The 13,931-nt window shown below is 45.7% G+C and carries 14 protein-coding genes and 1 tRNA gene; 11 read left to right on the forward strand and 4 right to left on the reverse strand.

Annotated features, from left to right (window positions below; genetic code table 11):
* Window positions 1–129 precede the first annotated feature (129 nt).
* Window positions 130–203: transfer RNA gene (locus BUB86_RS12095), tRNA-Met, on the reverse strand.
* Between the two features lie 145 nt (window positions 204–348).
* On the opposite strand from BUB86_RS12095, the gene BUB86_RS12100 reads away from it, so the two are divergent.
* From BUB86_RS12100 to BUB86_RS12145, 10 genes are all read left to right on the forward strand, one after another.
* On the forward strand, window positions 349–753 hold the full coding sequence (locus tag BUB86_RS12100) for an START-like domain-containing protein (RefSeq protein WP_073209868.1): 405 nt from the start codon (window positions 349–351) through the stop codon (window positions 751–753).
* 143 nt (window positions 754–896) lie between these two features.
* Entirely contained in the window at window positions 897–2,885 is a 1,989-nt protein-coding gene (locus BUB86_RS12105) for an LptF/LptG family permease (protein ID WP_073209870.1), read from the forward strand.
* A gap of 30 nt (window positions 2,886–2,915) precedes the next feature.
* Entirely contained in the window at window positions 2,916–4,127 is a 1,212-nt protein-coding gene (locus BUB86_RS12110) for a bifunctional 3,4-dihydroxy-2-butanone-4-phosphate synthase/GTP cyclohydrolase II (protein WP_073209872.1), read from the forward strand.
* Between the two features lie 101 nt (window positions 4,128–4,228).
* Window positions 4,229–5,422, forward strand: coding sequence for a pyridoxal phosphate-dependent aminotransferase (locus tag BUB86_RS12115; RefSeq protein WP_073209875.1), 1,194 nt, complete (start codon window positions 4,229–4,231; stop codon window positions 5,420–5,422).
* Between the two features lie 118 nt (window positions 5,423–5,540).
* Window positions 5,541–6,371, forward strand: a complete 831-nt coding sequence (locus BUB86_RS12120; RefSeq protein ID WP_073209878.1) for a MotA/TolQ/ExbB proton channel family protein — start codon at window positions 5,541–5,543, stop codon at window positions 6,369–6,371.
* 44 nt (window positions 6,372–6,415) lie between these two features.
* The gene (locus BUB86_RS12125; RefSeq protein ID WP_073209880.1) at window positions 6,416–7,033 is read left to right on the forward strand and encodes an ExbD/TolR family protein; all 618 of its coding nucleotides are present in this window, start codon (window positions 6,416–6,418) and stop codon (window positions 7,031–7,033) included.
* Window positions 7,034–7,040: 7 nt separating this feature from the next.
* Complete coding sequence (locus tag BUB86_RS12130) at window positions 7,041–7,706, forward strand: ExbD/TolR family protein (protein ID WP_073209882.1); 666 nt, start codon at window positions 7,041–7,043, stop codon at window positions 7,704–7,706.
* 26 nt (window positions 7,707–7,732) lie between these two features.
* Window positions 7,733–8,566 carry an energy transducer TonB gene (locus BUB86_RS12135; protein ID WP_073209884.1) on the forward strand — a complete coding sequence of 278 codons (834 nt, stop codon included), beginning with the start codon at window positions 7,733–7,735 and terminating at the stop codon, window positions 8,564–8,566.
* 17 nt (window positions 8,567–8,583) lie between these two features.
* Window positions 8,584–9,534 carry a PstS family phosphate ABC transporter substrate-binding protein gene (locus tag BUB86_RS12140; RefSeq protein WP_073209886.1) on the forward strand — a complete coding sequence of 317 codons (951 nt, stop codon included), beginning with the start codon at window positions 8,584–8,586 and terminating at the stop codon, window positions 9,532–9,534.
* Window positions 9,535–9,607: 73 nt separating this feature from the next.
* On the forward strand, window positions 9,608–11,029 hold the full coding sequence (locus BUB86_RS12145) for a tetratricopeptide repeat protein (RefSeq protein WP_139261595.1): 1,422 nt from the start codon (window positions 9,608–9,610) through the stop codon (window positions 11,027–11,029).
* Between the two features lie 193 nt (window positions 11,030–11,222).
* Here the strand turns inward: BUB86_RS12145 and BUB86_RS12150 are convergent, their stop codons facing one another.
* Complete coding sequence (locus BUB86_RS12150; protein WP_013065171.1) at window positions 11,223–11,390, reverse strand: 4Fe-4S binding protein; 168 nt, start codon at window positions 11,388–11,390, stop codon at window positions 11,223–11,225.
* 171 nt (window positions 11,391–11,561) lie between these two features.
* On the opposite strand from BUB86_RS12150, the gene BUB86_RS12155 reads away from it, so the two are divergent.
* A complete protein-coding gene (locus BUB86_RS12155; RefSeq protein WP_073209889.1) occupies window positions 11,562–12,269 on the forward strand; it encodes a porin family protein in 708 nt (235 codons plus the stop codon).
* Here BUB86_RS12155 and BUB86_RS12160 read toward each other — a convergent pair whose 3' ends face one another.
* Together BUB86_RS12160 and BUB86_RS12165 are read right to left on the reverse strand one after the other, a co-directional pair.
* The gene (locus BUB86_RS12160; protein WP_073209892.1) at window positions 12,270–13,112 is read right to left on the reverse strand and encodes a bifunctional metallophosphatase/5'-nucleotidase; all 843 of its coding nucleotides are present in this window, start codon (window positions 13,110–13,112) and stop codon (window positions 12,270–12,272) included. It abuts the gene before it with no gap.
* A gap of 12 nt (window positions 13,113–13,124) precedes the next feature.
* Window positions 13,125–13,895, reverse strand: a complete 771-nt coding sequence (locus BUB86_RS12165) for a 5'-nucleotidase C-terminal domain-containing protein (protein ID WP_073209894.1) — start codon at window positions 13,893–13,895, stop codon at window positions 13,125–13,127.
* Window positions 13,896–13,931: the final 36 nt, after the last annotated feature.

Genomic DNA, 13,931 nt, shown 5'->3' on the forward strand with positions numbered 1-13,931 from the left:
AGGCTTTTTTCTGTATCAGCAAAGAAAATAATAGAAAAAGACCGCAAACGCCACAGAAAACGTCACAGAAACGCCACAGAAAAACGCAAAACAAAAGAGACAGCTAGAAGTTTCTAACTGTCTCTGAAGTAGCGGGACCCAGGATTGAACTGGGGACCTCATGATTATGAATCATGCGCTCTAACCAGCTGAGCTATCCCGCCATATTGCTGATTTGCGGGTGCAAAGGTACACATTTTTTTGGAACCACCAAAATTTTTCGGCAAAAAGTTTTGTGTTTCGAGAAAAATTTGTAATTTTGCCACAGAAATCGTTGATATTAATCAATATAACTAGCCCCTAAAACATATGGGAAAACAAAAAATAGACATCGAATACCCTTTGGCAATTAAGTCGCCAGCAATCGTATGGGATCAGATAAGTACCGCTCACGGATTAGAGCGATGGTTTGCCGACCACGTAACCGAAGAAGACGGCATCTTCAAATTTACATGGGGCGAACCCTGGACTGAACAAGACATCAGGCAAGCCCACGTAGTAGAGGCTGTGAAATTTGACCATATCCGCCTGAAATGGGATTACGAAGACGAAGACGATGACGAATCGTACTGGGAAATGCGCATAGAACAGAGTGACCTTACCCACCATCTGAACCTGATGATAACTGATTTTGCTGAAGATGATGATGCCGACGGACTGAAGATTCTGTGGGAGAGTTGCCTAGACCGACTGCACAGAGCAAGCGGACTATGACAATTAAGAGTTAAGAGTTAAGAATTAAGAGTTAAGAGATAATAGTGTAGAGTTAAGAATTAAGAAAAAAAATCGCAAAGTGATAATTTCTTAATTCTTAATTCTTAATTCTTAATTAAAATGTGTACCTTTGCACGCTGATTATGTTCCGAATTAAGAAATTAGACATTTATATCGCCAAGCAGTTCGGCTTGCTGTTTGCAGGAACGTTCTTCATCTGCCAGTTTGTGCTGATGATGCAGTTCTTGTGGCGCTACGTCGACGAGCTGATTGGAAAAGGACTCTCGCTCGAGATTATGGCCCAGTTCTTCTGGTATATGGGACTGATGCTGATGCCTCAGGCATTCCCGCTGGCCATACTGCTGTCATCGCTTATCACATTCGGTAACCTGGGCGAAAACTCGGAGCTTACAGCTATCAAGGCCGCTGGCATATCGCTGATGCAGGCCTTCCGCTCATTGATAGTCATATCGATTATCATGGCGGGCATATCGTTCTACTTCCAGAATATAGTAGGTCCGCAGGCCAATCAGGACTTCTACCGACTGCTACTTGGCATGAAGCAGAAGAGCCCAGAGCTGGAAATACCCGAGGGACAGTTCTACTCAGGCATACCCAGCACCAACATCTATGTACAGAAGAAGGACCTGAACACCGGTATGCTCTATGGTATCATGATCTATCGCATGACGGGTAGTTATGAAGATCAGGCCATCATCCTGGCCGACTCGGGCATGATGCAGAGTACGGCCGAGAAAAAGCACCTGCTGCTTACATTATATAATGGTGTGTGGAACGAGAACATGCGCTCACAAGACCTAGCCGGAACAGCAGATGTGCCCTATCGCCGCGAGACATTCGTAACCAAGCAGATAGTGATGGACTTTGACGGCGGATTCAGCATGGCCGACATCGAAGACATATCGGGCGATGCCAGAGCCAAGAGTCTGGGCAAGATTCTGCACGACAAAGACTCGCTGCAAGAATATAACGACAGCGTAGGACGTGCATACTACGAAGAGTCGGCCAGATTCTTCTTCAAGCGCGCTGAAGTATCAAATCAGGATTCTGTGAAGATAGCATCGCAGCTGGCCAATGGTAACGCCAAGCTCGACTCGATGTTCCTGCAGCTGAGCGACCTGAAGAAGCAGGCTGCAGTAAGAACGGCAGTAAGCAACGCACAATCGTGCGCCACCGACCTGGAGATGAAGGGCACCTTTACAAAGAACATGCATCGCTATTATCGCACGCACGTCATCCAGGCCATCTACAAGTTTACGCTGGCATTTACCTGCATCATCTTCTTCTTTATCGGAGCTCCTCTGGGTGCCATCATCCGTAAGGGAGGACTAGGTGTGCCCGTCATCATATCAGTGCTGGTATTCATCGTGTACTACATTCTCGACAATACGGGCATGAAGATGGCGCGCGACGACCAATGGACTGTTTGGTACGGCATGACCATATCAACCATCGTGCTCACACCGATAGCCGCATTCTTTACCTACAAGTCGAACAACGACTCGGTGGTATTCAATATCGACATGTACAAGCAGCTGTTTATGCGCGTGCTGGGACTGAGATCGCACCGCCACATCTATCGCAAGGAGGTGATTATCGAGGATCCTATCTATGCACTCGACTCATTCTATCTGCTACAGATAAGTAAGGAGATCAAGGAGTACAGCGAAGAGCACAAGCTGCTACATCTGCCCAACCCGATACACGTATTCTTCCGCCCAGGCGACGACCAGAAGATAGAACAGATAGTAACCAAACTTGAGGATGTTATCGACGATCTGAGTAACACCAAGGATGCACAGATACTGGGCAGCTTGAACCACTACCCCATTGTGGCCACCCACGCCCACACACGTCCGTTCCGCCAGAAGTGGCTTAACATCATCACAGGTCTGATTCTGCCATTGGGCATATTCTTCTATCTGCGAATGTGCCGTTTCCGCCTGCGTCTGCGTAAGGATCTGAACAATATACTGGATACAAACCACGACGTGATAGAGCGTGTGGCCGTATATGCCGCACCAGCTCCCAGAACGTTCGAAGACCTTGAGAACATGCCATTCGTATACGAATTGGCACGCAACTACGAGGCCCAAAAGCATAAGGATTAACTACTATATATATTAATAAGGTGTAATAATATGGAAGAGATGAAGTTGAATAGCATAGAGGAAGCCATTAAGGACTTCGAGCAAGGAGAGTTTGTAATCGTAGTTGACGATGAAGACCGCGAGAACGAGGGCGACCTGATTATCGCCGCCGAGAAGATAACAGCAGAGAAAGTAAACTTCATGCTGAAATATGCTCGTGGCGTGCTTTGCGCCCCTATCACCATCGAGCGATGCAAGGAACTGGACCTGCCGCATCAGGTTCAGGACAACACATCGGTACTCGGCACACCATTCACCGTAACGGTGGATAAACTGGAGGGATGCGCCACTGGTGTGAGTGCCCACGATCGAGCTGAGACCATCAAGGCCCTAGCCGACCCCAAGTCAACACCAGAGACATTCGGACGTCCAGGACACGTAAACCCACTCTACGCACAAGACAACGGTGTGTTGCGCCGTAGCGGACATACCGAAGCCGCCATCGACCTCTGCCATATGGCAGGACTCTATCCTGCTGGAGCGCTGATGGAGATCATGAACGAAGACGGCACAATGGCACGACTGCCACAACTCGTAGAATTTGCCAAGCAGTGGAACCTGAAGGTTATCAGCATCAAGGACATGATAGCCTACCGCCTGAAGAAGGAATCGCTGATAGAAGTTGGCGAAGAGGTAGATCTACCTACCGACTACGGCCACTTCCGCCTGATTCCATTCCGCCAGAAGAGTAACGGACTGGAGCACATGGCTCTTATCAAGGGCGAATGGCAGGAAGACGAACCCATATTGGTTCGCGTTCATTCATCGTGTATGACGGGCGACATTCTCGGTTCTAAACGTTGCGATTGTGGCGAACAGCTACACAAGGCCATGCAGGCCATCGAGAAGGAAGGCAAGGGCGTAGTGATCTACATGCAGCAGGAAGGTCGAGGCATCGGTCTGATGAACAAGATTGCGGCCTATAAGCTACAGGAACAAGGACTCGACACCGTAGATGCCAACGTACATCTAGGATTCAAGCCCGATGAGCGCGACTACGGCTGTGGCGCACAGATGCTGCGACATCTTGGTGTACACAAAATGCGCCTGCTGACCAATAATCCTGTAAAGCGTGTTGGTCTGGAGGCTTACGGACTCGAAATCATCGAGAATGTGCCCATCGAGGTCACTCCAAACAAGTATAACCTGCGCTATCTGGAGACCAAAAAGACTCGCATGGGGCATACGTTGCACCTGAAATAAGTCTCAATCTGCCACAAATTCACCACCAAAAGTGAAAAAGTGATATTTTTATTTCGTTTTCAAAAATAAAATGCGTAATTTTGCACAAAATTTAGAGTAATATGGCACAACTATCTAATCGTCTGCAGCGTTTGGCTCCATCAGCAACGCTGGCAATGTCTCAGAAAAGCTCCGAAATGAAGGCGCAAGGTATCGACGTTATTAACATGAGTGTTGGAGAACCCGACTTCAATACACCTGACGCTATTAAAGAGGCTGCCAAGAAGGCAATAGACGAAAATTATTCACGCTACTCACCAGTTCCTGGCTATCCCGATTTGCGCAAGGCCATTGTGGCTAAGCTCAAGAACGAAAACCAGCTGGACTACACCATCAACGAGATTCTGGTGAGCAACGGTGCCAAGCAGAGTGTGTGCAACACAGTAATGGCGCTGGTTAACGACGGCGAGGAGGTTATCATCCCCACCCCATACTGGGTTAGCTACCCACAGATGGCCCTTCTGGCTGGTGGTGTCCCCAAGTTCGTAGAAGCTGGCTTCGACCAGAACTTCAAGATGACTCCAGAACAGCTCGAGGCAGCTATCACACCCAAAACACGACTCATTATCCTCTGCTCGCCCAGCAACCCAACAGGAAGCGTGTACAGCAAAGATGAACTGAAGGCGCTGGCCGATGTCATCCTGAAGCACGAAGACCTGTTTGTACTGGCCGACGAGATTTACGAGCATATCAACTATATAGGCAAGCACGAGAGTATCGCCCAGTTCCCTGGTATGAAGGAACGCGCCATCATCGTAAACGGTGTATCTAAGGCATACGCAATGACTGGCTGGCGTATCGGATATATTGCTGCCCCAGAGTGGATTGTAAAGGGATGCAACAAGCTGCAGGGTCAGTACACTAGCGGCCCATGCTCAGTAAGCCAGAAGGCTGCCGAGTTTGCCTACGTGGCCGACCAGCAGTGTGTAGAGGATATGCGAAAGGCATTTGAGCGCCGTCGCGACCTGATTGTGAAGCTGGCAAAGGACATCCCTGGCCTAGAGGTTAACGTACCAGAGGGCGCATTCTATCTGTTCCCCAAGTGCAGCAGTTTCTTTGGCAAGAGCGATGGCGAGACCTCCATCAACAACTCTACCGACTTTGCCATGTATCTGCTCGAGAAGGGACATGTAGCAACCGTTGGTGGCGATGCTTTTGGCGACCCTGAATGCTTCAGAATGAGCTATGCTACAAGCGATGAAAACATCGTAGAAGCAATGAGACGCATCAAAGAAGTGGTAGCAAAACTAAAATAATTCGGAAATTCATAGTTAAAATGTCTTAATTAGACTTGTTTTCCGCTTTATTTTGCTACTTTTGCGAGGTGAAATTAATCTTTTAATATTTATAATAACTAAAAAATTATTTTTAATTATGGCAACAACAACAAAGGCTGCAGCCCCAGCCAAAAAGAATTCGGGCTTTCCTGGTATTAAAGCTGCATGGATTATTCTCGTAATTTGTGCTTGTGCTGGTTATGGTGTATGGTACTTCGTAATGGGTAACCCCGACAACTTCGTTGGTGGCGATCGCGCAGGACATCCTGCAAACCTGCTGGGTACTGTTTATAAGGGAGGTTTCGTTGTAGGTCTTATCCTGACTCTTCTCTTCACCGTTATCTGCCTCGGTATCGAGCGTTTCTTCGCTATCAAGACTGCTGCAGGTAAGATTAACCTCGCTAAGTTCACTGCTCAGGTAAAGGAGCTCATCAAGGCTCAGAAGTTCGATGAGGCTGAGAAGCTTTGTGACAAGATGCAGGGTTCAGTAGCTAACGTAGTTAGAGCTTCAATCGCTGCTTATAAGGACGTTGAGGGTAACGACACTCTGAAGAAGGCTGCTAAGGTTGCTAAGATCCAGCAGGCTCACGAGGAGGCTACTCAGCTTGAGATGCCTACTCTGCAGATGAACCTCCCAATGGTTGCTACAATCGTATCTCTGGGTACTCTGACCGCTCTGTTCGGTACCGTACTTGGTATGATCGGATCATTCCAGGCTCTGTCTGCTGGTGGTGGTGCTGACTCTATGGCTCTGTCTGCAGGTATTTCTGAGGCTCTGGTTAACACAGCTTCTGGTATCTTGACATCATGGGTAGCTACCGTAGTTTATAACTTCTTCTCTAACAAGATCGATAAGCTGACATACGCTCTCGACGAGATCGGTTACACAATCGCTGCTACATACGATTCTAACCACAACGAGGCTTAATTCTTTAACCATTCAGTTTTTCACGCATAAAAAGCATATAGAGAATGGCTAAAATTAAGATACAGAAAAAAGACATCTGGATTGACATGACGCCTATGTCAGACGTGATGACGCTGCTTCTGTGTTTCTTTATGTTGACTTCAACATTCTTGACACCAGAACCAGTTTCAGTCACAGCGCCTAATTCTGTGTCAGAGGTTAAGATACCAGAGCAGGATGTGCTCAACATTCTGGTTACACCAGAGGGACGCATCTTCTGTGGTACCGAAAACAAGAATCATATGCAGGCTATGATGGAGACCATGACAGATAAGTTTGGTGTCCAGCTGAATGCCAACCAGATTAAGCACTTCCGCGAGGATGCTATGGTTGGAGCCCCAATGGCACAGCTTGCAAATTATCTGAACCTCGATACAGAAAAAATGGGTGAGGCCATCCAGAAGCTCGGTCTTCCGCTTGATAGTATCAACGGAGGCAAGAGCGAGTTCCAGGAGTGGATTACTGCAGCACGCGATGCTAATCCTGACATCAAGCTCGCCATCAAGTGCGATTCAAAGACTTCTTATGCAACTATCAAGAAGCTGATGTCTGAACTCCAGGATATGAGCGAGAACCGTTTCCAGCTGATTACGAATCTCGATGTTAAACGTTTAAACGACTAGTAGTATTATGGCAAAAAAGAATCTATCAAAGCAGAAAAAGATGGATACCCGCGTGAACTTCACGCCAATGGTAGACATGATGATGCTTCTTATCACCTTCTTCATGCTGTGTACTACACTGGCAAAGCCACAGGCTATGCAGTTGACTATGCCATCAAACGATGACACATCACAGATGAATGAGCAGGATAAGCAGGTAACAAAGGCATCTCACACTATCACACTCTATCTGGGAGCTAATAATAAGGTTTGGTATGTAGCTGGTCTGCCCAACTACGACGATCCCTCATGTGTAAAGCCAACTACTTATGGCAAGGACGGTATCGAAAAGGTGCTCAATGAGCATACAACCGAAGAAGGTATCAACCCTGTAGCCAAAATCAAGTTGGCCAAGAAAGAGCTCGATGCTAAGAAGAACGAGTACAACTCGAAGATGACTGACGAACAGTATCAGGAGGCACTGAAGAAGCTGAAGAAGGGTGAACTGCCCTCAGGTGAGAAGGTTCCTACTATGACTGTCATCATTCGTCCTCTGAACACAGCAACCTACGAGAACATGGTAGCTGCGCTCGACGAGATGCTCATTAGCAATATTGATAAGTACGTCATTGACAATGTCGACAAGATGAGTGACGACGATAAGGCACTCATTGAGAAGGCAGGTGTTAAATGATTAACCCCTAAAATGTAGAATAGACTATGGCAAAAATAGATCTTATTGACAACAGCTGGGTCGACCTCGTATTCGAAGGTAAGAACCAGGCATATGGAGCTTATCAATTGCGCAAGAACACAGGCGTTCGTAACCTGAAGGCACTGATTACCATGTTCGTTGGTTTTGCAATCATTGCAGCCATCGTTATTGCAAAGGTGCAAATTGATAACTATATCGCAGCCCGTAACGCTGCCATTGAAACTGACGTTGAGTTGCAGAATCTGGCAGATAAGAAAGAGGCTAAGGTAGAGCGCAAAGATGAGCCCGAGATTGAGAAAATTGAGGTTGAGAAAGTCAAGAGCTCTGTAGCCTTCACCGTTCCTGAAATTAAGAAGGACGAGGAGGTTAAAGAAGATCAGGAAATGAAATCTCAGGAAGAACTGCAAGAGACCAACACCGCTATCGGTGCATTCGACGTACAAGGTGACGACGAGGCAGCTGGTGAGGTGCTCAAGGTTAAGGAAACTATCGCAGAACCCGAGCCACCAAAGGTTGAAGAGACCAAGGTGTTCGACGTGGTAGAGGAAATGCCTCAGTTCCCTGGTGGTAACTCAGCCCTGTTTGAGTATCTGTCTAAGAATATCAAGTATCCAGTAGTAGCCGAGGAGAACGGTGTACAGGGTCGTGTAGTTGTAACCTTCGTTGTAGAGCGTGATGGCTCTATCACCGACGTTAAGGTTGTAAAGAGCGTTGACCCATCACTCGACAAGGAGGCACAGCGCGTTGTTAAGTCAATGCCTCACTGGATTCCTGGTAAGCAGAACGGTAGCGCAGTACGTGTTAAGTACACTGTTCCTGTAACATTCCGTCTGCAGTAAAAGCTCAATTATCTGAAATGAACGCATTCAACAAAATCGTTGGATTAACACTGATATTAGGCTTGTTCTCCGCTTGTGGGAACAAGCCTAATCCTGAAAAGGAACAAGCCTATCAGAAGGCAGCAAGTATCTTGACTGCCGATGAGAGTTTCTTCCCTATCATTGACGAAGAACTTTATTATTTCACTAATCAGACACTCGACTCTATCACTCCCGTTTATATCAACGAGCAGGATGCAGTTAAGAAGCTGATGAAACAAGAAACATGGCTGGCATTCACCACTCGTGACTTTACGAACAACGAGCGCCAGAGCCTAAAAGACCAGAAATTCCTGCCTAGAGCTATACCTGTAGCCTACGACGGACTGGCCATCATAGTAAACAACTCAAACCCTGATTCGTGCATCACCATCAAGGACTTTGCACGCATTCTAAAGGGCGAGATTACTAAGTGGAATGAAATATATCCACAAAACAAACTTGGTGTGATCGATGTGGTATTTGATAATCCACTATCAAGCACCGTGCGGTGGTGTGTAGACTCTATTCTTGGAGGCAAGCAGTTCAGTGCACCTAACATCGGAGCCGTAAAAACAAGTGCAGCTGTTATCGACTATGTCGAAAACCATCCCAACTCACTTGGAATTATCGGATCTAACTGGCTGAACGACAAACGCGACACAACCAACGTAACATTCAAGAAGAATATAAGCGTGATGGGAGTTTCAAAGCTCGACTCAGCAACGAAGTACAACAGCTGGAAGCCCTATCAATACTATTTATATAATGGCAACTATCCACTGCGCCGCACAATTTATGCATTACTTAACGACACACGTAATGGTGTGCCTACAAGCTTTGCACACTTTGTACAATTACCTAAAGGTCAGAAAATTATACTGCGAGCAGGCCTGCTACCACGTACAGCTAATATGAATGTACGCGATGTGATAGTAAACAAGCAATGATTAAACCAATAAAAGATAAAAACGTCATAAAAGAGAGAAGAGTAAATAGAAGTATAACTTAATAACAGGAATTATGAAAGCAATTAAATATCTAGTAATGGGTGTGATGCTGGCAGGTTTCAGCGCCACCGCAAACGCACAGGAAGTAGAGCTTAATGCAGCTCTCGATGGTATTAAGTCACAGGCTCCAACCGCAGCCAAGTTAGCAGAAGTTGCCTATAAGAAGAACAAGAAGAACCCTGAGGCAGTGTTGAAACTTGCTCAGGCCTTCTATGCTCAGAAAGACACAGCTGCAGCACGCAAGTACGCTAACCTTGCTAATGAAGCAGGCAAGCCAAAGTATCAGTATGCTCCTGCATACCTGTTGCTTGGTGACCTTGAGGCTACTTATGGTACAGATGGTGGTAAAGCTGCAAGCTATTACAATCAGGCTATCACATTCGACCCCAAGAACCCTGCTGGTTATAAAAAGTGGGCTATGGTTTATCGTAAGATCAGCCCTAGTCAGGCAGCCAAGAAACTTGAGGACATGAAGGCTCAGTGCCCAGATGAGGATGTAGACGCATTCAAGGGACACATCTTTATGCTGGCCAACGACGAGAAGCAGGCATACGAGAACTATGCCAAGGCAGACATCAACAAGCTTGATAAGGGCTACCTCAATGAGTTTGTACGCGCCAGCTACTTTACAGGCCACTTCCAGGATGCACTCCGCGCTGCAGAGGCTGGTCTGAAGATTGAGCCACGCAATGCTGTTTTCAATCGTCTGGCTATGTTCTCAAACTACGAGTTGAAGAACTACGAGGCAGCTAAGTCATATATCAACAAGTACTTTAATGAGACTGACAGTGTTAAGTTCTCTGAGTACGACCACTTCTACACAGCTCTGATCTATCAGGCTTTAGAGGACAAGGCCAATATGTACGAGCAGTACAACAAGGCTCTTGAGCTGGTTAACGATCAGTCAATGATTAAGCGTTGGGCTATCCTTAAGAGTGTATCTGATTCATATCTCAAGGATAAAGAGTTCGACAAGGCAATCGAATACTACGAGCAGTATCTGGCTTGCAAGCCAAATCTGGGTTTTGATGACGAGGAAGGTATGGCTAACATCTTCTCAAAATATGGAGATGCTGACGCAAGCAAGAAGAAGGAGATGACTACCAAGGCCGCTGACCTCTTCGGTACACTCGCTGAGAAGTATCCAATTCAGGTAGTTTATGCTAACTTTATGCGTGCCGGACTTATGAACAAGCTCGATGACAATATGAAGAACAACCTTGCTAAGGCTGACTATCAGAAGGTTATCGACCTGCTCGCTACAAAGGCTGATCGCTCTAAGGGTGAGGACACAATGCTGAAGACCAGCTACCACTACATGATGTTCAACGCATTCTTGAACAAGAACAAGGCCCTGGCTAAGGAGTATGCAAACAAGATTCTTGATATTGACCCAGAGTACAAGCCTGCACTTGAGATTCAGAAGCTGAAGTAATCTCAAACTCGAATAATACATAAAATAGGTGCTCTTCTGGAGCACCTATTTTGTTATAAGCAAATCGTGTTTGAAAACTAACTAGAAAACAATTGCAGTCTAAGTACTTTTCAATTGAAAACCAGGTACTTTACAAAAACAGGTGTTTCTTATTAAAGAAACACCTGTTATAATATTGTTATGTCCTAAATGCTTAGGGAAGGCTGATAGCCTCAGAAGGACAAACACTTGCACAAGTACCACACTCTGTGCAGAGATCTGGGTTGATTGAGTACTTCTCACCCTCAGAAATAGCCTCTACTGGGCACTCACCCTGACATGTACCGCAAGCGATGCAGTCGTCACCAATTACATATGCCATAATTCTAAATTTATTAATAAGTTAATAATGTTAATACTCACTTTTGACGATGCAAAGATACAATAAAGTTTCGAAATATACCAAACTTTAGATATCTTTTTAAGTAATTTATACATTGTCTGAATAAGAACAGATGCAATAAGATGCAGATTTTTGCGTTTATAATAAGGTATGAGGCGAAAACTTGTAACCATTATAGCCGCCATCACCATCGCCACAGGATGCCTGGCGCAAAGGCGAAACGTGATACAGCACAAACCGTATATCGATTTGCGCCCCATGCACTTTGGCATTTCTGTAGGAATGAACCTACAAGATATAGAGTTTAAGACTGATCCCCCAATCGTTTGTGATGAAGATCGATGGAACGCAGGTTTCTCGGTTGGTGTACTGGCAGATATGCGTCTATCAAGCAATCTGAATTTACGCATAACGCCCAGCATGCACTTTGGGGCAAAACATCTTAGATTACTGAACCTTGCAGACCTAGATGCAGAAGGAAAGCCCAAAAGCGAAATACAAGACATGAAGAACACATATCTTGCAGTACCTGTAGACCTGAAGTTCTCATCGCAAAGATGGAACAACATACGTCCATATATACTGGCAGGAGTTAGTCCCATGATAAACCTTACAAACAAGAATCAAGAAATCATACAGCTGAATCGTACAGACCTTATGGTAGAGGTAGGACTGGGCTGCGACCTATATCTGCCCTTCTTCAAACTGATACCAGAACTGAAGTTCTGTTATGGATTAGGCAATAGAATTGATAAGAGCCACGTGGCTGACTTGAAAGACGAGAATAAAAAAATGTATGCCAACTCAATAAAGAGTGGGCATACAAAAATGATTGTATTAACGTTCTACTTTGAATAATCACTTCTCAAAGGTGAGCACCAGCTTACCAATGAAAACACCATGCTTGCCATTCTGATCGTCAGGAATCATACGCCCCGTCTTATCAGGTGCATACTCGAGTTTGGGCATATAGGTATGGGTATGACCACCAAGTACCAAATCGCAGCCATCAATCTCACGGATAAACTGCTCATCGGGATAATCCGATATCTGCCAACCAAGGTGAGAGAGGCAAATAACCACATCGCACTTCTCCTGTTTGCGGAGCAGCTCGATATACTTTTTGGCAGTCTCACTAGGATCGAGGAATTTAACACCCTCACAATTCTTATTTGACACAAGCCCCTTCAGAGGAGCTCCAAGTCCAAACACTCCAATCTTAAGGCCATTGCGTTTCAAAGTGATATAATCCTTCACAAGTCCCTCGCAAGAAGTACCTGTAAAGTCATAGTTTGAGCACACAATGGGGAAATTAGCCATACGGAAGATTCTGGCCATATTCTCAAGCCCAAAGTCGAACTCATGATTGCCAATGGTAGCAGCATCGTAGCCCATCTGGTTCATCAAACCTATCTCAACCTCGCCCTTAAAAAGGGTATAATAGCCAGAACCCTGCGAGAAATCTCCAGAGTCGAAGAACAGCAAATCAGGATGCTGAGCGCGTTGCTCCTTAATCATGTTTACACGACGCACAAATCCACCACGACCAGCAAGATCCTTGTTGTCGAGATTCTCGTTGAGAGGCATGATGGTAGAATGCACATCGTTAGTGTGGAGAACTACAAGTTGCTTTTTTGTCTTTGCACTGACAGAAACTACTGCCAAGAGTGCAATAATTATAATAAGGTGTAATCGTTTCATAATTATCTATTGTCAATTATCAATTACTTTTATTCGACCTTCAACTTTTGAATCTACCACCACGCCACGGGCCTGATGATCCTTAAAATAGTTCATAATGAGGAAACGCGTGTTGTTGCTGGCATCATTAGGAGCAAGCACGTTCTTGCCCTCCTTCAGTGCAGGCATACCATCGTTACCTTCAAGCAGATAATTAATAGTTGCTATACGATAGTCGGCCTTGGGATCTATCTCCTTGCCATGAAGTTTACTCGACAGGAGCTTACCGTCCTTAGAGATAACGAGCTCGGTGCCATGACTCACCCCCTCACCCCCACGGTGAGCTATCTGACGGAAAAGCTCTAACAGCTTTTCGCCCGTAAGCGTAACAAAGCAAATCTTATTCTCGAATGGAGCCACATCGAGTACATCACCATAGGTTACGTTACCCTTGGTAAGTGCTGCACGTATGCCACCCATGTTATAGATACCAAGCACAGGTTGCTCACCATAGTCCTTTGCTGTCCACACGAGTATATCAGCCAAGAGATTAGAGAGGTCACTCTCTGGACGATCGGCATACATATTGTGAGAAACAACACCAACAACAGGCCCCATGATACTATCGTTAACTCGCTTATAGGGTTCAAGGAACTTAACTGATGCCTCGTCTGGATTCTGGTCGTAGCGACTATCCACGATGATACGTGTACGCTCCACCCCAGCTAACTGGTACTGTTTTGGTGCACACGAAAACAACATCATCGAGGCCAAAAAGCCATAAAATATCTGACGTTTAATCATAATTAATAGTTTTAATGCTGCAAAAATACAAAAAAA

The organism is Xylanibacter ruminicola, from assembly GCF_900142525.1.
GTDB classification, from domain to species: Bacteria; Bacteroidota; Bacteroidia; order Bacteroidales; family Bacteroidaceae; genus Prevotella; species Prevotella ruminicola_A.